The sequence below is a fragment of the Flavobacterium sp. TS_SC_5 genome (assembly GCF_056156265.1).
The window spans coordinates 1,010,272-1,032,522 of sequence record NZ_CM149588.1; the positions used below are offsets into that span (position 1 = coordinate 1,010,272).

20 protein-coding genes and 1 tRNA gene are annotated in these 22,251 nt (G+C 33.2%); 9 read left to right on the plus strand and 12 right to left on the minus strand.

All coding sequences use genetic code 11. The features are described 5' to 3' along the window. Genes AC0J6S_RS04585 through AC0J6S_RS04600 form a run of 4 tightly spaced genes read right to left on the minus strand, consistent with a single transcriptional unit; the run spans nt 1 to nt 4,649 of the window. Nucleotides 1–1,680 (minus strand): DUF6909 family protein, encoded by a 1,680-nt coding sequence (locus tag AC0J6S_RS04585; protein WP_474955642.1) that lies wholly within the window; start codon nt 1,678–1,680, stop codon nt 1–3. Between the two features lie 43 nt (nt 1,681–1,723). Next, a complete protein-coding gene (locus tag AC0J6S_RS04590) occupies nt 1,724–2,602 on the minus strand; it encodes a carboxypeptidase-like regulatory domain-containing protein (RefSeq protein ID WP_474955643.1) in 879 nt (292 codons plus the stop codon). Beyond that, on the minus strand, nt 2,603–4,114 hold the full coding sequence (locus tag AC0J6S_RS04595) for a GH3 family acyl-acid amido synthetase (protein WP_474955644.1): 1,512 nt from the start codon (nt 4,112–4,114) through the stop codon (nt 2,603–2,605). Between the two features lie 37 nt (nt 4,115–4,151). Continuing rightward, nucleotides 4,152–4,649 (minus strand): peptidase, encoded by a 498-nt coding sequence (locus AC0J6S_RS04600; protein WP_474955645.1) that lies wholly within the window; start codon nt 4,647–4,649, stop codon nt 4,152–4,154. 212 nt (nt 4,650–4,861) lie between these two features. Between AC0J6S_RS04600 and tatA the strand changes: the two genes are divergently transcribed. Continuing rightward, on the plus strand, nt 4,862–5,035 hold the full coding sequence (gene tatA, locus AC0J6S_RS04605; RefSeq protein ID WP_113636086.1) for a twin-arginine translocase TatA/TatE family subunit: 174 nt from the start codon (nt 4,862–4,864) through the stop codon (nt 5,033–5,035). A 41-nt stretch (nt 5,036–5,076) separates the two neighbouring features. On the opposite strand, the gene AC0J6S_RS04610 is transcribed toward tatA, so the two are convergent. Then, entirely contained in the window at nt 5,077–7,200 is a 2,124-nt protein-coding gene (locus tag AC0J6S_RS04610) for a Tex family protein (RefSeq protein WP_474955646.1), read from the minus strand. Nucleotides 7,201–7,264: 64 nt separating this feature from the next. Here AC0J6S_RS04610 and AC0J6S_RS04615 point away from each other — a divergent pair, with 64 nt between their 5' ends. Then, nucleotides 7,265–7,543 (plus strand): DUF1294 domain-containing protein, encoded by a 279-nt coding sequence (locus AC0J6S_RS04615; RefSeq protein ID WP_474955647.1) that lies wholly within the window; start codon nt 7,265–7,267, stop codon nt 7,541–7,543. Here the strand turns inward: AC0J6S_RS04615 and rpiB are convergent. Beyond that, the gene (gene rpiB / locus AC0J6S_RS04620) at nt 7,540–7,968 is read right to left on the minus strand and encodes a ribose 5-phosphate isomerase B (RefSeq protein WP_474955648.1); all 429 of its coding nucleotides are present in this window, start codon (nt 7,966–7,968) and stop codon (nt 7,540–7,542) included. The genes AC0J6S_RS04615 and rpiB overlap by 4 nt on opposite strands. Nucleotides 7,969–8,709: 741 nt before the next feature. Further along, nucleotides 8,710–8,943 carry a hypothetical protein gene (locus AC0J6S_RS04625; protein ID WP_091166467.1) on the minus strand — a complete coding sequence of 78 codons (234 nt, stop codon included), beginning with the start codon at nt 8,941–8,943 and terminating at the stop codon, nt 8,710–8,712. A gap of 120 nt (nt 8,944–9,063) precedes the next feature. Here AC0J6S_RS04625 and rnr point away from each other — a divergent pair, with 120 nt between their 5' ends. The 3 genes from rnr to AC0J6S_RS04640 are packed head-to-tail and all read left to right on the plus strand — an operon-like array spanning nt 9,064 to nt 12,644. Then, on the plus strand, nt 9,064–11,253 hold the full coding sequence (gene rnr / locus AC0J6S_RS04630) for a ribonuclease R (RefSeq protein WP_474955649.1): 2,190 nt from the start codon (nt 9,064–9,066) through the stop codon (nt 11,251–11,253). Nucleotides 11,254–11,258: 5 nt separating this feature from the next. After that, nucleotides 11,259–11,927 (plus strand): head GIN domain-containing protein, encoded by a 669-nt coding sequence (locus tag AC0J6S_RS04635; RefSeq protein WP_474955650.1) that lies wholly within the window; start codon nt 11,259–11,261, stop codon nt 11,925–11,927. Between the two features lie 42 nt (nt 11,928–11,969). Further along, nucleotides 11,970–12,644: a LysE family translocator gene (locus AC0J6S_RS04640; RefSeq protein WP_474955651.1), complete on the plus strand. Its 675-nt coding sequence runs from the start codon at nt 11,970–11,972 to the stop codon at nt 12,642–12,644. 481 nt (nt 12,645–13,125) lie between these two features. Here AC0J6S_RS04640 and AC0J6S_RS04645 read toward each other — a convergent pair whose 3' ends face one another. The 3 genes from AC0J6S_RS04645 to folB form a co-directional block, all read right to left on the minus strand. Continuing rightward, the gene (locus tag AC0J6S_RS04645) at nt 13,126–14,289 is read right to left on the minus strand and encodes an IS4 family transposase (protein ID WP_474953884.1); all 1,164 of its coding nucleotides are present in this window, start codon (nt 14,287–14,289) and stop codon (nt 13,126–13,128) included. 998 nt (nt 14,290–15,287) lie between these two features. Further along, nucleotides 15,288–15,358 (minus strand) — tRNA-Cys (locus tag AC0J6S_RS04650). Between the two features lie 82 nt (nt 15,359–15,440). Continuing rightward, complete coding sequence (folB, locus tag AC0J6S_RS04655) at nt 15,441–15,800, minus strand: dihydroneopterin aldolase (RefSeq protein WP_131907958.1); 360 nt, start codon at nt 15,798–15,800, stop codon at nt 15,441–15,443. Nucleotides 15,801–15,924: 124 nt separating this feature from the next. On the opposite strand from folB, the gene AC0J6S_RS04660 reads away from it, so the two are divergent. The 4 genes from AC0J6S_RS04660 to AC0J6S_RS04675 all read left to right on the plus strand — a co-directional run bounded on the left by AC0J6S_RS04660 (nt 15,925) and on the right by AC0J6S_RS04675 (nt 19,323). Further along, nucleotides 15,925–18,027: a glutamine--tRNA ligase/YqeY domain fusion protein gene (locus AC0J6S_RS04660; protein ID WP_474955652.1), complete on the plus strand. Its 2,103-nt coding sequence runs from the start codon at nt 15,925–15,927 to the stop codon at nt 18,025–18,027. A gap of 303 nt (nt 18,028–18,330) precedes the next feature. Then, nucleotides 18,331–18,660 carry a YtxH domain-containing protein gene (locus AC0J6S_RS04665; RefSeq protein ID WP_113664703.1) on the plus strand — a complete coding sequence of 110 codons (330 nt, stop codon included), beginning with the start codon at nt 18,331–18,333 and terminating at the stop codon, nt 18,658–18,660. A 36-nt stretch (nt 18,661–18,696) separates the two neighbouring features. Next, nucleotides 18,697–19,047, plus strand: a complete 351-nt coding sequence (locus AC0J6S_RS04670) for a competence protein (RefSeq protein WP_474955653.1) — start codon at nt 18,697–18,699, stop codon at nt 19,045–19,047. A gap of 3 nt (nt 19,048–19,050) precedes the next feature. Continuing rightward, entirely contained in the window at nt 19,051–19,323 is a 273-nt protein-coding gene (locus tag AC0J6S_RS04675; protein WP_474955654.1) for a DUF6327 family protein, read from the plus strand. A 24-nt stretch (nt 19,324–19,347) separates the two neighbouring features. Here AC0J6S_RS04675 and AC0J6S_RS04680 read toward each other — a convergent pair whose 3' ends face one another. Together AC0J6S_RS04680 and gltX are read right to left on the minus strand one after the other, a co-directional pair. Further along, nucleotides 19,348–20,328 carry an SPFH domain-containing protein gene (locus tag AC0J6S_RS04680; protein WP_474955655.1) on the minus strand — a complete coding sequence of 327 codons (981 nt, stop codon included), beginning with the start codon at nt 20,326–20,328 and terminating at the stop codon, nt 19,348–19,350. Between the two features lie 174 nt (nt 20,329–20,502). Next, nucleotides 20,503–22,008 (minus strand): glutamate--tRNA ligase, encoded by a 1,506-nt coding sequence (gene gltX, locus AC0J6S_RS04685; RefSeq protein WP_474955656.1) that lies wholly within the window; start codon nt 22,006–22,008, stop codon nt 20,503–20,505. Between the last annotated feature and the right edge of the window lie 243 nt (nt 22,009–22,251).

Genomic DNA, 22,251 nt, shown 5'->3' on the forward strand with positions numbered 1-22,251 from the left:
TTATTTTACGTGGAAAATTTGTTCCAATATCTTAATCGTAATCAAATACGTTGGTTTTACACCGGTGGTTCCCAGTCCGCCTGAAGCCAATGTACTTCCGGTTTCCAACGGATTATCAGAGGCATAATACGCATATCTCACCTTCACATCATGAGGAACACTTTTTCTGATTTTAGAAGCAGATTGTATCGCTTTTTGATAATACGAACCTTCCATTTCCAGTCCGATAATTCCCCATGTTGATTCATAGAAAAACTTCAATAAATCTCTATTTTGTAATGAAGTTCCCAAAACAGTAACCATTGGTCCGGCAAAAACAGCAATATCATTCCCTTCAAACATATCAGCAGTCAATTCATTTTCGAAAAAATAATTATCCGCCGTTCCTTCATTGATGTGTGCATTCGGAATCATAATGTCACCTTTTCCACCTTCTAAAATTCCAGCTTTTCCCATTATAGAAACTGATTCCACATTCAATAAGGTGTCTTTTTTAAACGGTTTTAACAACTCATCAATGGTTTCGTATGCTTGTTCTCCAAAGGCATAATCCATCACAATCAATACTGGTTCTTTATCACCGATATTTGCTTTAGGAAAAGATGTTTTTGCCCAATCAATTTTAGCAGTATCAAAAATCTGCACATCGATATTTGTTCCTGATGTATCCGGCAACGAAATCATACCGCATTTCAACGCAACTTCTTCCACTTGGTTTCGAACCGCATTGGCGCCGGACTTACTCAATTCCTCGTAAATAAAGAAATCCGATTTGTCTTTGAACTTGGTTTTCAAAACTTCCGTTGCAAAAATAGAGTTCATCACACTGTGCATGTTCGCACTAATTACGTGAATCGGACGGTCTAAAAGTTGGTTTTCTTTCAAAACTTCCTTGATGTTAGTAGCCCAAATTTCCCCGTGAATATGGTGACCCAAACGCTCTCTCAAAATAGGACTAAAGGTGATTGTTCTCTTGTTATCATCTACAATTTCTTCAATGGCTAGTTTTCCCAACCAAAAGATGACATGCAAGAAACGATCTGGCGCAGCAACTGAACCAAAAGCATCATAAATATCCAATACTTCCTCAAATGTTCTTCCCAGAATATTGGCGGCATGCGAAATGGCTTTCTCTTTTTCTACCAAAGTCAGTTTCTTCTTTTGTGAAACTGCTTGTTCCAGTTTGAACCAGTCGCGAGAAACTTCGCCGGCATCATCCAGTAAAACTCGGTTTCTAATTTTGTGTGATTCGATGAAAATGAAAGTCAAATGCGTCAGAATATCATAAATATCCGAACGTCCTCTTGTAATCTCCACATTCATTTGCTCCTCATCGATACGGTAACAATTACGGCGTCTTTTTGGCGGAACAATCGCCTGAAAATGTGATTTAGAATACCCTTCATCCGAAGTTAAATTGATAAACCTACATTCTTCAATTCCTACCGGCAGACGTTCAATGACATATAAAAGTCCGTTCAATTCTACTTTTTCTTCGGCAATATTTCCATAAATTTCTGGTCGCAATGCTAATAATGCTTCGCGCAAGGTATCACCTGAAATTCCCATAGGTTTGTAAAATCCCCTGTTGAAAAGGTGACGCATCGTGATGTACATTTTTTCAATTGCTGCCGATGATTCTTGCGCTCTGGAGCGTGATATATTTTTTGTTTCTTTCATTTTCTGCTTATTTTCTAACCTGCAAAGGTAGTTTTTTTATTTTCTAATTTGTTAAAGTAAGATTAATTGCAGGTTCAATAACTTTATTTTTATAATTATTTTCACTAACTGATTTTTTTCTTTGAATCCATTTCCCTCCACTATATTCAAACGTATTTTCTAGTTCTACCGCATTGCAAACAATATTGGGAGCGTATGCTACTTGTTCTTTTATTTTTCTTGAATTGCTTTCATTGTATTTGAATTCAAACTTATTGCTTTCTATAATCATTGATTCAAAAGCTATAAAAATTCCGTTTTGAGGAAGTAGCAAATTATAATTAGTTAAATCAATTTTATTTTGTCTTTTCCCTTTTTTAACTTTTACAATAATATCTTCATTTAATAAATCCAAACCTGGACCACCTTCTTTATCTACTCCAAAAATTCTTAATTTGAAAGTGGCATTTTTTATTTCATTTTTTGTAAAAATAATAGTGTTTTTAATGTTTGGTGTTTTTGAAAAATCATTACTATAATTAAATCGTTTAGCAAAAATCAATGGTTTAGCACCTGATAAATGTGACAAATTTATGTGTTTAGAGTTTCCAATCTCTATTTCTACAGTGCTTTTACTTTTAGAAATAACCACTTCATCCAACTGAAAAATTATTCTTTTCAAAACTACTTTTTCTGCTTCCGAAACTTTAACTTTCTTAGTTTCAAAACCCAAAGCCGAGAGAATCAAAACCTTATTTTGATCTTCGACATGAATAGAAAATGAACCATTTTCCTCAGATGTCGTTCCAGTATTTTCGCTTTCCACCCAAATATTAACGTAGGGAATAGGTTGTTTTTTGTCATCAACCACATAACCTTTGATTTGAGCCGTAATTGAGAAACAAGTTAAAAATATTAATACCAGATATCTTTTTTCTTTCATCTATTCTCTTTTTAACAAATCGACTATTTTTCTGTCATTGGAAAGTCTCGGGATTTTATTTTGACCTCCCAGTTTACCAATCGATTTCATATAGTCTTGAAAACCATTTTTAACGACTTTGGTAACCACCACTTTTCGCAACACTTTGCCCACAATCAAATCATCATAATACATGTTTTGTTTTCGCATGGCATTGTCCAGCGCTTCCGCAAAATTCTCTAGATCCTCAGGTTCTCCCGATGCTTCGGGATCAAATTCTATGAACCATTCGTGATACGGCAATCCTGCTGCGGGAGTGATTTGCGGCGCCACCGTAAATTCATTGATTCGGATTGTAGTTCCAATAATTGCTTCCCGTAGCGCATTTTCCACTTCTTTCCCAATTACATGTTCTCCAAAAGCCGAAATATAATGCTTGATTCTTCCCGAAACAATTATTCGGTACGGTTTTAAACTGGTAAACTGAACCGTATCACCAATATTATAGCCCCAAAGTCCCGCATTGGTAGAAATTATCAAAACATAATTCACACCCAATTCCACTTCGCCAATCGTATATCGTTTTGGTCCCGAACCGTCGGGATCATTAGAGAATTCGTCCGATTTTATAAATTCATAAAAAATTCCAGAGTTCAAAAGCAGTAACATGCCGCGTTCCTTTTGCGAATCCTGATATGCAAAAAATCCTTCCGAAGCCGGAAATAACTCAATACTGTCTACTTTTCGTCCAATAAGATTTTCAAATTTGGCACGATACGGTTCATAATTGACGCCGCCGTAGATAAACAAATTGAAATTTTTAAAGATTTCACCCACCGGCTTCCCTCCTTTTTGATGCAATTTCTCAAAATACATTTGCACCCAAGAAGGAATCCCGGAAATCACAGCCATATTTTCGTTGAATGTTTCCTCGACTATCGCATTTACTTTGGTTTCCCAATCTTCGATACAATTCGTTTCCCAAGAAGGCATTCTGTTCTTTTGAAGATATTTTGGAACAAAATGCGCCACAATTCCAGACAATCTTCCTAATTTAATTCCATTTTTTTCTTCTAATATGGGACTTCCTTGTAAGAAAATCATTTTCCCATCCACAAAATCAGCTTTTCCGGTTTCGTGAATGTAATGCAGGATCGCATTGCGGGCAGCCTCAATATGATACGGCATCGATTCCTTAGTCAACGGAATATATTTGGCTCCGGAAGTTGTACCGGAGGTCTTGGCAAAATAAAGTGGTTTTCCTTTCCAAAGGATGTTTTCCTCCCCTTTTACCACCTTATCCACATACGGTTTTAACGCTTCATAATCCCGAACCGGAACTTGCTTGGCAAAATCCTTTTCATTCTTTATTTGCTCAAAATGATGATCGATACCAAATTGCGTTTGCTTGGCATCTTTGATTAATTTTTGTAGAACCTTCTTTTGCGTTTCAATAGGATTATTGGCCCAAAGTTGTGTTTTCTTGTATATTTTTTTTGCAAATATTTTGGCTGCAATTGATTTTATTGACATTTTTATTTTGTTCTTTAAAAGATAAAAAATTATTTTTTTACTCTTTTTTTGATTTTTTAGAAAGCGAATTTTTCTCTTCTTTTGCTACCTGTTCCCGCAATTCCAGTTCTTGTTTGGATGGCGACAAATCAACTGCTGTACTAATTTCATCTGCTGCTTCCAGTATCGAGTCTTTATTGAATTTTGCATATTCTAATTCTCCCGTCAACACTTTCTGAATGGATTTGATGTACGCTTCATTTCTTTTCAAAGCTTTTGACAAAGAGTCTGATTTTAAAGCCAGTTCCATAGCATCTCGCTTTAATTTTGATGAAGAATAGCCTGGTATAAATTCTCGTAATGGGGTGAAAGCAATAATAAAAGTGGTAACAAATGTGATAATTATTGCTCCTGAGGTCGCTACAACAAAAACGTTCATTAAAGTAAGCTTTAATGAAAAAGTTTCTTCAAATGTATCTTCGTTTAGTATGATTAAACGTCGTTTATTGAATAGTTTTTCTTTAATTTTTTTTCGTTTTTGTCTTTTCTTGGACATATAAATTGATTATTGAACAAATATAACAATTATTGTCGTTGCTTGTATTTCCTTGTTTTCCTTGATTATTACAAACCTAAATTAAGTTTTAATAAATTTTTAACGCCGTTGAAACCAAATAAATGCATCAAAATGATTTTCGGTTAACTAATTCTATATACCTTTGTCTGCAGTTTTATTACTAATTTGCTTCGGCAATAAATTATTCAATCATGGGAAGATTAGGTGTTACAGAAATCCTTGTTATATTAGCGATTGTTTTATTACTTTTTGGTGGTAAAAAAATCCCGGAATTGATGAAAGGTTTAGGAAGCGGAATCAAAGAATTCAAAAATGCTGCTAAAGACGGCCAGCCCGCTGATAAAAAAGAAGAAGAAATAAAATAAAAAAAAGGCTTTTCATAATTTGAAAAGCCTTTTTTTATGGTTTAAATAACCATCGTCAACTGAATTCTCTTTCTATCTTCATCCACTTCCGTTACTTTTACCTGAACGTGTTGGTGTAATTTTACCACTTCATTCACATCACTTACAAAACCCGCTTTTAGTTGCGAAATGTGAACTAAGCCACTTTCCTTGACTCCGATATCCACAAAACAACCAAAATTGGTAATGTTATTGACAATTCCTGGTAAAACCATTCCTGTTTTTACATCTTTAATAGTTTTTACATTTGGGTCAAATTCAAATACTTTAGCTGATTTTCTTGGATCTAATCCTGGTTTTTCGAGTTCTTTGATGATGTCTTTCAATCCCAATAATCCTATATCTGGTGTAATGTAATTTTCTGGTTTGATTAAGGCTGTTTTTTCTTTATTGGCGATTAAATCATTCACCGTCAATTTCAAATCTTTTGCCATTTTTTCCACAATTCCATAGGCCTCCGGATGAACCGCTGAATTATCTAACGGATTTTTTGCATTTGAAATTCGGATAAAAGCAACGCCTTGCTGATACGCTTTTTCACCTAAACGAGATACTTTTTTGAGTTGTTTACGATCTGTAAAAGGACCGTTTTCCGAACGATAATTCACAATATTTTCAGCTAGCTTCTCACCTATTCCACTCACATAACTCAACAAATGTTTACTCGCCGTGTTGATATTTATTCCAACTGAATTCACGCAACGAATCACCGTATTGTCTAATTCTTCTTTGAGTTTAGTTTGATCTACATCATGTTGGTATTGGCCTACGCCAATGGCTTTCGGGTCAATTTTTACCAATTCCGCCAATGGATCACTCAATCGTCTTCCGATAGAAACCGAACCTCGAACCGTAACGTCATAATTAGGAAATTCGTCTCTGGCAATTTTCGAAGCCGAATACACAGATGCTCCCGCTTCAGAAACTATAAAAACCTGAACCGGTTTATCAAAAGCGATTTTCTTGATAAAGAATTCGGTTTCTCTCGAAGCCGTTCCGTTTCCTATTGAAATCGCATCAATTTTATACGAATTGACCATCGAACGAATTTTTTTCATCGCCATCGCTTCCTCTTTTTGAGGTGCATGCGGATAAATGGTTTCGTTATACAACAAATCTCCTTTTTCATCTAAGCATACAATTTTACATCCGCTTCTAAATCCTGGATCAATGGCCAGAATTCGTTTTTCACCTAAAGGCGGAGCTAATAATAATTGCCCTAAATTATTTGCAAAAACCTGAATAGAATTGGCATCAGCCTTGGCTTTAGCTTCTTGCAAAGCTTCGTTTGAAATGGCTGGATTCAGTAATCGTTTATACGAATCTTCGATGGCTAATTGTACGTGCGACATAGTTTTATTTTGACTTTTTAAAACTAACGCATCAATAATATCATACGCTTCATCAATATCAACCTCTACTTTAAACTTGATAAAACCTTCATTTTCGGCGCGAAGCATCGCTAATAATCTGTGCGAAGGTGCTTTAGTCAACGGTTCTGACCAATCAAAATATTGATTGAATTTCTGCGCCGCTTCGTAGTCTTTTTTTGTTTTAACGACTTTAGTAGTTATGCTGGCTTTGCGTTCGTACAATCGTCGGAGTTGCTTTCGAACATAAATATTTTCATTAATCCATTCGGCAATAATATCTCTTGCTCCTTGCAACGCTGCATCTTCATTGATGACATTTTCGTTCAAATATTTTGTTGAAATAAAATCGACATCATCACTATTTTGCGCCATAATAATTTTGGCTAATGGCTCCAATCCGTTTTCTCGGGCAGTATCGGCTTTAGTTTTTTTCTTCTTTTTGAATGGCAGATAAAAATCTTCTAATTCCTGTAAATCGTAACTCTGTTGGATTTTTTTCTCTAATTCTGGGCTAAGTGCATTTTGTTCCAGAATCGATTTTAAAATCGCTTCTTTGCGTTTTACAATCACTTCATATTCCTTTTGAAATTTTGCAATTTGTTCAATAAAAACTTCATCAAGATTACCCGTTTTATCTTTTCGATAGCGTGAAATAAATGGAATGGTACAATCCTCTTGTAATAATTGAACGGTATTTTGAATGTTTATAGCTGCAGTTTGAACAGACTTAGCTATGAATTGTATGTTAGTCATTTTAAATTTAAGATTATAAAATCATATTGCTAAAATAGTATCTTTGAGTCAAAACTCCTTATTTATGTCTTTTTTATTCTGGTATTTTCCGCTTATTAATTTAGTTGCTTTTTCAATAATAGGACTAGACAAATGGCTCGCCATACAGCAAAAATGGAGAATTTCAGAACGTAATTTATTGTTTACAAGTATTCTGGGCGGAACAATTGGTTCCGGGTTAGCCATGCTTTTCTTTAGACATAAAACCTCAAAAGAAAGCTTCCTTTTGAGGTTTTACGGAATTATAGTAATCCAAATTTTAATCCTTTTTGTACTTTTTTATTTTGGAATAATAGAGTTCTAACAAGAAATTTTATCTACTCTATTTTGGTGTCTTCCACCTTCAAATTCAGTGTTTAAAAATGCTTCTACCATTTCTACTGCTTGTGGAATCGAAGTAAAGCGCGCAGGAATACTAATAATGTTCGCATCGTTATGCTGACGGGCCAAAACTGCAATTTCTTTCATCCAGCATAAAGCAGCACGAACTTTAGATTGTTTATTAACCGTCATTGAAATTCCGTTTCCGCTTCCGCAAATAACAATTCCAAAATCAGCTTTCCCTTCAGCAACATCTGTTGCAACAGGGCGACCAAAATCTGGATAATCTACGCTTTCTGCTGAGTCAGTTCCATAATTCGTTACTTCATGTCCTTTTGCTTTAAGCATTTCAACGATTGCTTTTTTGTAATCCGGTCCTGCGTGATCGTTTCCTATGGAGATTTTCATATTATATGTATTAAGTTGTGTGCTGCAAATTTAATTAAAGTAATCTATTATGATGAATTAATTAAGGCTTCTTTATTTGATAATTTCAATTCAAATGCATCATCAAAACTACATGCAAGAATTCATATTGTAACTATCAGATTATGATTTATTTAGCGGTTATCAACAATTCTTTTAAATGTATAAATAGCTGTAAATCAATGAAATTTTTATATTAAAAATGTTAAAAATTTACATTGTTAATAGCATAACGCAATTGCTTGATATTCAGTTAACTTTAAATTAACACAAACTGTTCATAACTTTGGATAGAAAATAAGAACTATTTTTTGGTTGTATCGAAAAAATATGTAATCCAAAACCCAGTTTTTAAATCCTAATTTAGTTAGGGGAATTTTTAGAATAGTTATTAATATTAAAAAGTAGGTTATCAACAAAAAACGGTGATGTGAGTTATTTACAAAACCAATAGTTTTTCTGTTATCAACCATTGTTAATTAAAATCTAAAAATACTTTAAAACTAATACTTTATCCTAAAATAAGTATGTTGATAACTCCCGATAACATCTTTAAACTTGATTTCAATACATTTTAAAATAAATTTATTGCAACTATTAACAAGCAATAATAACAACCAAAAAATAATTTAAATTTAATTTTTCTTTTTTATTATATTAATATATGTTGACAACTTTCAAAAAAGTCAAAGTCAAAAAATTGATTTTAGATTGATTTCAGTTTCAAACAATTTTCAAATTATTGTTTAGGTTGTCTAATAATTCCTGAACTTTTTCAAAATCGTTGAAATGAATTTTGAGTTTAATTCCACCGTAAGCAAAACTTCCAAACGGATCAATAGAAACCAATGTTTCATTTTCAAAAAAATAATTAATCTCTTCCTGCTCCAGCAAATGCTTTATAACTACAATTTCATGCGAATAATTAAAAATTGCAATTGTTTGAAATTCTTCCATTTTTTGATACTTTTTATAAAGATACAACTATTCTGTAAAGTTATATTTTCTTTAAAACTGTGTACTCTGTACTGAAAACAGTTTACTATTTTGTAATTTTAGACTTTTAAGAACAGATTTATGAGTAAAAGATTAAGAAAGCCGATAAAAAAAGGGAAAGATTTCTCTGAAAAAATTATAAAAATATTATCGCAAAGTGCTAATAAAGCATTCAACTACAAACAAATAGGAGCAAAGCTAGAGCTTGATGATACCGAAAGCAGAAATCAAATTATCAAAGATTTGAAGATTTTGGCTTCGCAAAATAAAATTATAGAGTCAGAACCGGGTAAATACTTAGTGAAAGCTGAAAGTAAAGAGTATTACGAAGGTAAGATTGACATGACAGGACGCAAAACTGCTTATTTTGTTACTCCTGACATGGAAGAAGATGTTTTTATTCCTACAAATAACTTAAATCGCGCTTTAGACAAAGACATTGTTAAAGTCTATGTTTACAATCGTAGAAAAGGAAAAAGACCGGAAGGTGAAGTAATTGAAGTCCTTGAAAGACATAAAACCGATTTTGTTGGTGTTATTGACATTCAAGCTAATTTTGCTTTTGTTTCTACTGCAAATCCAAAAATGTACACTGATATTTTTATTCCAAAGGATAAAATAGGCGAGGCGGAGCAGGGCGATGTAGTTTTGGTTCATATAGAAGATTGGCCAGCCAGAGCTGATAGTCCTTTTGGTTCCGTAATTAAAGTTCTAGGGAAACCAGGAGAACACGATACAGAAATCCATGCGATTCTTGCTGAATACGGTTTGCCGTCAGAATTTCCTATTGAAGTGGAAACGTTTGCACAAAAAATCGATACTTCGATTGAAGAAGAGGAAATTGCCAAACGTCGTGACATGCGAGATACGTTGACTTTTACCATTGATCCAAAAGATGCGAAGGATTTTGATGATGCTTTGTCATTTAAAAAACTAGAAAACGGAAACTACGAAATTGGAATTCACATTGCTGATGTTTCGCATTATCTTCAGGAAGGAACAATCCTGGATGATGAAGCGTATCAAAGAGCGACATCCGTTTATTTAGTGGATAGAGTAGTGCCAATGTTACCCGAGGTATTATCCAATTTTGCGTGTTCGTTACGTCCAAATGAGGAAAAATATACGTTCTCAGCCATATTCGAAATTACCGAAACATCGCAAGTGGTTAACCAATGGTTTGGAAGGACAGTAATTTATTCCGATCAGCGTTTTGCTTACGAGGAAGCGCAGTACATCATAGAAACCAAAGACGATGTGATTCCGGAAGAAATTTCGATTACAGGAAGTTCGTATCAAGTTTCAGCAGCAATTGTTGCTGCGACGCTAAAAATGGATGAATTAGCTAAAATTCTTAGAAAAAGAAGAATGGCTGAAGGCGCTATTTCTTTTGACAAAGTAGAGGTGAAGTTCAATTTAGACGAAGCGGGTGAACCGCAAGGCGTTTATTTTAAAGTTTCGAAAGATGCAAATCATCTAATCGAAGAATTCATGCTTTTAGCCAATAAAAAAGTAGCGGAGTACATTGGAAAACAAAAGAAAACGTTTATTTACAGAATTCACGATGAGCCTAACGAGGATAAACTTTTTGCGATGCAAGCTGTTATTGCCAAGTTTGGACATAAAATTGATTTTAAACAAGGTTCTATTTCACAAGCTTTGAATAAATTAATGGAAGATGTTAATGGTAAAAAGGAACAGAATTTAATTGACACTCTTGCAATTAGAAGTATGAGTAAAGCCAAATATTCTACGGATAACATAGGACATTACGGTTTGGCTTTTGATTATTATTCGCATTTTACCTCGCCAATTCGTCGTTATCCTGATGTCATGGTGCATCGATTGTTACAACATTACCTTGATGGAGGAAAATCTGTTGATGAAGAAACGTACGAAACAAAATGTTTGCATTCCTCTACCATGGAAGGTTTGGCAACTAATGCAGAACGTGATTCCATTAAATACATGCAGGTAAAATACATGCAAGATCATCAGGACCAAGAATTTTTGGGAGTAATTTCTGGTGTTACGGAATGGGGAATTTACGTTGAAATCATCGAGAATAAATGTGAAGGAATGTGTAGAATTCGGGATATAAAAGACGATTATTACACTTTTGATGAAAAACAATATGCACTAACCGGCGCAACTTCTGGTAAATTATTACAATTAGGAGATGAAATTTACGTTAAAGTAAAAAATGCCGATTTAGTTAAAAAACAACTGGATTTTAATTTTTTAAGAAGAATTGAAGAACCGTCAAAATAAAAAAAATGAAAAAATTAGTGATTATTGCTTTTGTATTTTTAAGTCAAATTACAAACGCTCAAGTAACCAGAAACTTAGGAGATTTTGACGATGTTAAAGTTTTTGATAAAATCAATGTCAAATTAATTGAATCTTCAGAAAACAAGATTGTTGTAACCGGAGCACGCGCTGATGAAGTGGAAACTGTAAATAGAAATGGAGAATTGAAAATCAGGATGCCGTTTCCACAATTATTATCTGGAGATGATATTATTGTTAAATTATATTTTATAAACCTGGAAAGCATTGCAGTTAGTGAGGGAAGTTATGTATCAAGCGAAAAAGATTTCAAACAAACAAGCTTAGATTTGAATGCAAAATCAGGAGGAGAAATAAAATTAGAAATAGATGTTGACAAAGTAAACATTAAAGCAAATGCAGGCGGAATAGTTACTTTGTCCGGGAAAGCGAAAAATCAAGATGTTGTAATTACTTCCGGCGGTATTCTAAACGCAAAGGAATTAGAGACTTCACAAACCACAATAAGCGTTGCTGCTGGCGGAAAATCAGAAATCCATGCATCTACATTAGTTGATGCGAAAGTTCGTGCTGGAGGTTCTATTTTTATCTACGGGAAACCAAAACAGATTAACAAGGAAGTTTTCATCGGCGGTACGATTTTAGAAAAAAATTAGTACTTTGGTTTAGATTTTAGGGGTAACAAATTTAAATTTTTAATGATAAACGATATTATAGCTGGTATTCCTTGGGGAATTTTCTTGAGTTTTATGATTGGTCCTGTTTTTTTTATTTTACTGGAAACAAGTATTGTAAAAGGATTTAGAGCTGCTTTAGTATTTGATTTAGGAGTCATTTTAGGAGATATTATTTTCATTGGCGTTGCCTATTTAGGCAGTTACCGATTGATTCAAAGTTTAAAAGATCAGCCGGCTCTTTTCATTTTTGGAGGTGTATTAATGTTAGTTTATGGTATAATTTCCTTCATACAGTTAAAAAAAGAACAGAAAATCAATACCGATATCATCGACAAGGAAATTGTCAAAAAAAACTATATAAGCCTTTTCATAAAAGGTTTTTTATTAAATATTATAAATGTTGGTGTACTTGGTTTTTGGTTGGCAATCATTATTTCTGTTGGCCCAAAACTTGAAATGCAAACATCAAGAATGATTACGTTTTTTATTGCAGTTATTGGAACTTATTTGGTTGTAGATTGTTTCAAAATACTTTTGGCTAAGCAATTAAAAACAAAACTAACACCAGTAAATATTCTAAAAATTAAAAAAGGAATCAGTATTGTAATGATGGTTTTTGGGATGGTTTTAATCACACAGGGTTGGTTTCCGGAAGAAAAAGAAATGGTTAAAAAAGCTTTTGAAAAGATTGAATAAATCTAGTTTTTAATTTTTATAAAATAGAAATGGCTTTGACTCTAAATTATTTAGAATCAAGGCTTTTTTTTTTTAAACATGTAAGTCATTTAAGTTTTTAAACCATTAAGAATTTAAGTTTAATTAAGACTTAACACTTAATTTTCCCTGAAAATTAGACATAAAAAAAGAGACACATTTCTGTATCTCTTTTAGAGGCATCTCCCGAAGCTTTGGGACGGATTCGAACCTTATCTTTAATTAATTTTTTCTAAAAATTAGACATAAAAAAAGAGACACACTTCTGTATCTCTTTTAGATGCATCTCCCGAAGCTTCGGGACGGATTCGAACCCTATATTTACTTAATTTTTCCTAAAAATTTGACATAAAAAAACCTCCTTTGAAATTATTGGCTCCAGAGGATAAATTCCCCCCATATTGTATCGTTCCTGAAATATAATTTGCGTCTTTTTTCAGTACAATATTTCACTAGTGTCCACTTAAAATAAGTTGAAAACCAGCTGGTTAGAATCAAGTTCATTGACATTATTGTAATCTGATTTCATAAGTAATTCATTTACAGGTGTTTTATCAAGTAATGATGCTGATAAAATTTGTAGAATTTCGTAGATGGAACGATTGATTTTTAAATCTTTTGCAATTATTGACACCAAGCAATAAGTTATTATTGCGATGTTGATTTGTATGCGAACAGCATTTTCTGTTGTACCCCAAAAGGTCTTAACTTTCAGATGTTGTTTAATCCATTTGAAGAATAATTCAATCTGCCAACGCTGTTTGTAAAGCAAAGCAATTTGCTCGGCTGACAAGTCAAAATTATTAGTCAAAAAGATTATGGTTTTATTATTTTCAGCATCAAAGAACTTCACTTTTCTAATCTTTTCGGGATAATCTTTTGAAGTATAAAAGCCGTCTATTTTCCCTGTTTGGTCATAAATAACCCCAGTAGATTTATCCGTTTTTTTAGAATACATTCTTTTGAATTTTAAATTTGATTTTGCCCTGACTACAAAATAAGCAGTTGATTTTGTGATTTGATAAAGCCTTAAATAATCAACATAAGCACGGTCAAAAATATAGTAAGCAAAAGGTTCGTAATTGATGATGTCCATAGCATTAACATCGTGCACATTTGCCTCTGTGATGTGAATAAATACTGGGATTTGTGTGTTAATATCAAAAAGTGTGTGGAGTTTTATTCCTGCTTTGGTTTTTCGAAAATGAGCCCACCAAAACACACTCAAACACAAGTCAATAGTTGAAGAATCAAAAGCATAAATATTACCTTTTATTTCAAAACTATCGTTGCAGTTTTTTTCTTGGGCAATCAATATTAAATGGTTGGCAAAGTCTTCAAATATTTTATAATTACGATTTTCATTTGCCTTGGATAAGTTGCTTCGAGTTACATTTTTTCCAAATCCTAAATGATACGATTTTGATTGATGTGCTTCGATAACAGTTATCAAATCTCGCAAGCTTTCACGAGAGGATAATTGACCAAAAAGCATACATAAAAGTTGATTCCAACAAGTAAAATGTTTAACACTTTTATTACCATTATATTTTGTTACAAGTCTATCAAAAACACGTTGTGGTAGAAATTCAACCAATTGAGAAAAGACATATTTGCCGTGATTCATTTTCGTAAAGTTAATTTACGAACATAAGAATTCAATTCAAATCGTCACGCTCTAAAATGAGACTTAAAATACAGATTTACAATAATTTCAAAGAACTTTTTTTAATCTATAGTGGACACTAGTGTTAATTTTTATTAAAAATTAGACAAAAAAAAGCCTTCTATTTCTAGAAAGCTTTTTGAGGCATCTCCCGAAGCTTCGGGACGGATTCGAACTCTATCTTTAATTAATTTTTATTAAAAATTAGACAAAAAAAAGCCTTCTATTTCTAGAAAGCTTTTTGAGGCATCTCCCGAAGCTTCGGGACGGATTCGAACTCTATCTTTAATTAATTTTTATTAAAAATTAGACAAAAAAAAGCCTTCTATTTCTAGAAAGCTTTTTGAGGCATCTCCCGAAGCTTCGGGACGGATTCGAACTCTATCTTTAATTAATTTTTATTAAAAATTAGACAAAAAAAAGCCTTCTATTTCTAGAAAGCTTTTTGAGGCATCTCCCGAAGCTTCGGGACGGATTGGAACTATAATTTTAATTAATTTTTAATAAAAATTAGACAAAAAAAAGCCTTCTATTTCTAGAAAGCTTTTTGAGGCATCTCCCGAAGCTTCGGGACGGATTGGAACTATAATTTTATTTAATTTTTATTAAAAATTAGACAAAAAAAAGCCTTCTATTTCTAGAAAGCTTTTTGAGGCATCTCCCGAAGCTTCGGGACGGATTCGAACTATAATTTTATTTAATTTTTATTAAAAATTAGACAAAAAAAAGCCTTCTATTTCTAGAAAGCTTTTTGAGGCATCTCCCGAAGCTTCGGGACGGATTCGAACTATAATTTTATTTAATTTTTATTAAAAATTAGACAAAAAAAAGCCTTCTATTTCTAGAAAGCTTTTTGAGGCATCTCCCGAAGCTTCGGGACGGATTCGAACTATAATTTTATTTGATTTTTCCTAAAAATTTGACATAAAAAAAGCCTTCTATTTCTAGAAAGCTTTTAGAGGCATCGTCCGGATTCGAACCGGAGTAGGAGCTTTTGCAGAGCCCAGCCTAGCCACTCGGCCACGACGCCATAGTTGCATGGACGGCAAAAGTACTCAAAAAGTTTAGAGTTTAAAAGTTTAAAGTTTAAAAATTTTAAAAAATATTTTTATCTAACTTCTGTATTCTTCCATTTCAATAGTAACTGCTTCAACATCACCGCCAATAGGAGGGTTTAGTTTAGAAACAGCAACAATAATTCTGGAAATTTCAGGAATTTCTTCAAATATTCTCGTCAAAATACGGTGTGCCACATGTTCTAATAAGTCCGAACGAATCGCCATTTCTTCTACAACAATACGATTCAAGAGCACGTAATCAACAGTATCTTTCAAATTATCCGTAATACTGGATTTTCTGAAATCAGTTTTCACCTCTAAGTTTACCGTATAGTCTGATCCTATTTTTCCTTCCTCGATTAAGCAACCGTGGTAGGAGTAGGTTCTGATATTTTGAAGTTTTATAATTCCCATTATTTTATTTTTTGTTTAAAGTGTAAAGTTAAAAGCTGAATTGCTAACTTTTCATAGGTTTCTATGGAAACATTAAACTTTTAACCTCAAACTTTTTTTATCTTTGCTAAAATAAAACAAAAAAATGTCAACTGAAGAAAAATCGCTCCATTTTATAGAACAAATCATTGAAGACAGTTTATCAAACGGTTTTCACCAGGATAAATTACGTTTTCGTTTTCCCCCCGAGCCTAACGGGTATTTGCATATTGGCCACGCCAAATCAATTTGCTTGAATTTTGGAATGGGTTTAAAATACAATGCGCCGGTTAACTTGCGTTTTGATGATACAAATCCAGCGAAAGAAGAGCAAGAATATGTAGATGCAATCAAAGAAGATTTGCAGTGGTTGGGTTTCAGTTGGGCCGAAGAACGATATGCATCGGATTACTTCCAACAATTATACGATTGGGCTGTAAAAATGATTAAAAACGGTAAGGCTTACATTGACAGTCAATCATCAGAAGAGATGGCCGCGCAAAAAGGTACGCCTACGCAACCAGGAGTGGATGGACCTTACAGAAATCGTTCGGTTGAAGAAAATTTGACTTTGTTTGAAGGAATGAAAAACGGTGATTTCCCAGAAGGAAGCCACGTTTTACGTGCGAAGATTGATATGGCTTCTACCAATATGTTGATGCGTGATCCATTAATGTATCGTGTTTTACACCGTCATCACCACAGAACCGGAAACGATTGGAAAATTTATCCGATGTATGATTTTGCACATGGAGAAAGTGATTATATCGAACAAATTTCGCATTCTGTTTGTACGCTGGAATTTGTTATGCATAGAGAATTGTACAATTGGTTTTTAGACCAAATTTATGATGACTCAAAAGTAAGACCACATCAATATGAATTTGCACGTTTGAATTTGAATTACACGGTAATGAGCAAGCGAAAACTGTTGCAATTAGTACAGGAAAACATAGTAAATGGTTGGGATGATCCCAGAATGCCAACGATTTCAGGATTGAGAAGAAGAGGGTATACATCAAATTCTATTCGTAAGTTTTGTGATATAATTGGCGTTGCCAAAAGAGAAAATATAATCGACTTTTCACTTTTAGAATTTTGCTTGCGCGAAGATTTAAATAAAACGGCTCCAAGGGTTATGGCGGTTTTAGATCCGATCAAATTAGTAATCACGAATTATCCGCAGGATAAAGACGAATGGTTGGAAGCCGAAAATAATCAGGAAGATGAAAATGCAGGATTTAGAAAAGTTCCTTTTTCAAATGAATTATTTATTGAAAGAGAAGACTTTCTTGAAGATGCTCCAGCGAAGTTTTTCCGATTGAGTTTAGGCAGAGAAGTACGTCTAAAAAATGCTTATATCATTAAAGGAGAAAGTGTTGTGAAAGATGCTGCAGGGAATATCACTGAAGTTCATGTAACTTATGATGAAGACAGCAGAAGCGGAAGCGGGAGCGAAGCCAGTCAACGAAAAGTGGCTGGAACCTTGCATTGGGTTTCAATACAACATGCTTTAGAAGCAGAAGTTCGTTTGTACGATCGCTTGTTTATTGATGAAGCACCAGACAGTCATAAAGAGAAAAATTTCTTGGAATTTATGAATCCTGATTCGTTACAAATTGTAAAAGGATTTGTAGAACCAAGTTTGGCAACGGTTCAGTCTGGGGAGAAATTTCAGTTTCAACGTTTGGGTTATTTCAATGTTGATAAAGATTCCACTGAAGGTAAAATAGTCTTCAATAAAACTGTTGGATTGAAAGATGCTTGGGAAGAAAAAGGCAAAAAAGAAGAAAATTTATTGATGAATACTCAAAAAGAAATCAATAAATATGTAAAAGAAAAGGACGAAAACAACGCGAATTTGATTCTCAACAGCATTGTTGCAAATATAAAAAGTATTGATAATTACAGTTTAATTATTCAGACTATTGTAAAAAATATTAAGAATGATAATAACTCGTTGCTGTTTTCTAATTTGATTTTACATCATTCGGATAAAGTTCAAGTAAAAGATATCGAAGAAGAAGCTTTGACTAAATTATACACGATGTCATTAAAAAGTCAAATGGCTGCAGTTAGAATTTTAGCTATCGAAAATTTGAAAAATGATTTGAGTAATTTTAGTCTTTTTGGAACACAACTTTCAGAATTAAAAACGAACGAGAAAAATGAAAAAGTGTTGCAATTATTAAATGATCTTAAAATATAAAATTCTTTTTTTAAATAGATTTTATCAATCAAAAGCTCTCTTCTTAGAGAGTTTTTCTTATTATTGTAATTTCTTATAAAAATACTTTTTTTAATATTTTTTTTCAATCGAAAACAACGTCCATAAATTGATTTTAAGAGGGATTTTTAAAAGGAACGACAGTAAGTATAGAATTTAAATAATCGTAGAACAGTTCGCTTTTATTTGCTTTGTGTCCTGTAAAAATACACTTTAACGAGTTGTTAACGGCTTGTTGTTAATAAATCCGTATCTTTATGAAACAAACTTTTAAAATTAGGAATCATGTCGAATAATACAGGGAATACATTATTAGCTGTTTTAGCAGGAGTAGCAATTGGGGCTGGATTAGGAATTTTATATGCACCGGATAAAGGATCAAAAACCAGAGGTAAATTAAAAGATGGTTTTGATGATGCTAAAAATGATCTTCAAAATAAGTTTGATACGGTATCTTCACAGTTAAATGATAAATTGACAACTGCTAAATTTGACTTGGAAGATTCTTATGAAGATTTAGTTTCGAACATGAGTCATAAAACGGAAGAAGTTATTTCTTTTTTAGAAGATAAATTAGCGGAGTTAAAAAGACAGAACGCTAAATTTCAAAAATAATTTTTTTTGATTATTTAATCATTTTAAAATAAAATTATGGCTTTTGAAGAATTAAAAGAAAATACGGAGGATATTCAGGAACAAATACAAGGGTATATCCAGAGCAATGTGGCTTATTATAAATTATGGGGTTTCAAAGTAGCAATGAAATCTACGACCATGATTCTGAAGTTTGCATTGATTTTTTTGTGTTTTAGTATGGTTTTATTGTTTTGTTCAATAGCAGGAGCAATGGCGATTGGTAAGTATTTAGATAGTTATCCATTGGGATTTTTAATAATTGGAGGTATATACCTATTGATAACTAGTCTCTTATTTTTAATAAAAGATAAAATCGTAGAAGGACCAATATTAGAGAAATTTTCAGAAATATTTTTTAAAGACTAAATTATGGAAAAAAAAATATATTCTTCTTACGCTCAAATTGATAGAGAACTGGAGATTTTAAAGATTGAAAAAGAAATCAGTTATCAAAAATTGGTTTTTGGAGTAAAGAAAACTAAGGAAAGCTTTACACCTCAAAACATTGTAAGCGATTTAATAGGGTCGTATAGTTCCGTTATTCCTTATGGAGCAATCGTTTCAACAGCAGCACCATTTATACTCAATAAAGTAATTCCGTTTGTAAAAAATTGGTTTGCAAAAAGAAAAAGAGGCGTTTAAGCCTCTTTTTTTATAATTTAAGTTTTATTCTTCTGAATCTGAAGATTCAGGTTCTTCGGGTAATTCGATAGCGTTTTCTCTTCTTGAATTCACTTTTTCACTTCTTCTTTTCATTAATTCGCCTACTTGATTGGAAGCGCTGAATGAAGCAATCATGTTATTAAGCATGTCACTTCCAGCTTGTGGAGAATTTGGTAGTAAAATCAGATTCGAATTAGCGTCAGCACCAATAGCTTGCAGTGTATCATAATGTTGTGTTACCACAATCAATGCCGAAGCTTCCTGAGAATTGATTCCAACTCTGTTCAAGACATCCACACTTTCTACTAATCCTTTTGCAATTTCTCTTCTTTGGTTTGCAATACCTTGTCCTTGTAAACGCTTGCTTTCTGCTTCTGCTTCCGCTTTGGCCACAATTCTAATTCTGGATGCTTCAGCTTCAAATTCAGCTACTGTTTTTTCTCTATCGGCAGCATTTATTCTGTTCATCGCATTTTTTACTTGAATATCCGGATCGATATCCGTTACCAAAGTATTGATAATTGTGTAACCATAAGTAGTCATGGCTTCGTTCAATTCTCTTTTTACAGCAATGGCAATATCATCTTTTCTTTCAAAAACATCATCCAGTTTCAGTTTCGGAACTTCGGCACGAACAACATCAAATACATAAGAAGTAATTTGATCGTGCGGATATTCCAGTTTATAAAAAGCGTCATAAACAGTCTCCTTGATAACCATAAACTGAACCGAAACTTTAAGTTTCACAAAAACGTTGTCTTTGGTTTTTGTTTCAATGATAACGTCTAATTGTTGGATTTTTAGATTCACACGTCCTGCGATTCTGTCAATTAATGGAATCTTTAAATGCAAACCGGATTGTCTGATACTTAAAAATTTTCCAAATCGCTCTACAACAACAGCTGTTTGCTGCTTGACTGTAAAAAATGAAGAAAGTAAAATGAAAAACCCGAATACGAGTAGGATAATTAAAGCAATGTTCATAATGTTTTTTTTTAGTTAAAAATTATCTCACAATTTACAAATTAAAATGTTTATTTACTTGGTATTACTTTTTTTAATAGATAAATTTTAAGTGTAATAAAAGGAAAGGCATCTAATTCATAAGTCTTAAATTATGAATTAGATGCCTTTCTGTTAAACAATATTCTTGTACGCTTACAGAGTTGCTATTGCTTTTTGAATTCTAGTAATCGTTTCGTCTTTTCCAATTACTTCAACAATATCAAATAGGTGAGGACCTTTGAGCGCTCCAACTAAACTCAAACGAAATGGTTGCATTACTTTTCCCATTCCAATTTCATTTTTTGTCATCCATTCTTTCACAATCGTTTCGATATTCATAGAAGTGAAATCGGTGATTTCATGTACAACAGAAATTAATTCCTGCATCAATGCCGGAGTTTCTGCTTTCCAGTTTTTGCTTGCTTTTTCATCATACGCAGTTGGAGCTACAAAAAAGAAATCACTCATTTCCCAAAATTCAGAAACAAAATGCGCGCGTTCCTTGATTAAAGAAACAACTTTTGTTAAGACACTTTCATCAACAGAAAATCCTTTTTCAGCCAAAATAGGAGCATAGGCTTTCGCCAAAGTTGCATCTTCCTGTTTGATTAAATATTGGTGATTGAACCATTTATTTTTTTCAGGATCAAATTTAGCTCCGGATTTATGAACTCTGTTCAAGTCAAATGCTTCTACCAATTCTTCCAGCGAGAATAATTCTTTATCCGTTCCGTCGTTCCAACCTAATAATGCTAAAAAGTTGATTACGGCTTCCGGGAAAAATCCTTTTTCTCTGTAACCTGATGAAACGCCTTCTGCGGTTTTCCAATCCAATGGAAATACAGGAAATCCCATTTTATCGCCGTCACGTTTGGATAATTTTCCGTTTCCAATAGGTTTCATAATCAATGGTAAATGTGCGAATTCCGGAGCTTCCCAACCAAATGCTCTATACAATAAAACGTGTAAAGGCATTGATGGCAACCATTCTTCACCACGAATTACGTGAGACGTTTCCATTAAATGATCATCCACAATATTAGCCAAATGATAGGTTGGCATACCGTCACTTTTGAACAGTACTTTATCGTCTAAAAGATTCGTTTCAAATTTCACATCACCACGAATAATGTCAAGCAAATGAAACGTTTCATTCACCGGAGTTTTAAAACGGATTACATAATGTTCTCCATCAGCAATTCTTTTTGCAGTTTCGTCTGCAGAAATAACTAACGACGTGTCCAGTTTTTCTCTGTTGGTATGATTGTATATAAAGGTTTTTCCATGTTCTTCTTCTAATTTTCGGGCTGCATCCAAAGCTTCAGCTGTATCAAAAGCATAATACGCATTTCCGGAATTGATTAATTCAGCAGCATATTGTTGGTACAAATCTTTCCTTTCGCTTTGACGGTATGGACCAAATTTTTCATTTTTACCAATAGTCTCATCTGGCGCAATTCCTAACCATTCCAGCGCTTCCATGATATATTCTTCGGCACCCGGAACAAAACGGTTTTGGTCTGTATCTTCAATTCTGAGGAAGAAAACGCCATTGTTTTTTTTGGCAAACAAATAATTGAATAATGCGGTACGAACTCCGCCAATATGTAAAGGTCCAGTTGGACTTGGTGCAAAACGCACCCGAGCTTGTTTAGACATTGCTGTAAATTTTTGGCGAAGATACGATTTCAATCAGGCAAACACATCAGTTTTTTAAAGAACCGCAAATTCGCAAATTTATTTCTAGATAAACTAAATTTTGTATTTAAGGATATTAATTAGTGTAATTCTATAGCAAGCGGTTTATTTATTTTGGATGTTTTTATAAAAATTAGCGAATTAGCGGTATAAACGATTATTTTGTTTGCCAAGTGATTGCAATCATTGATTTAGATATTTTGG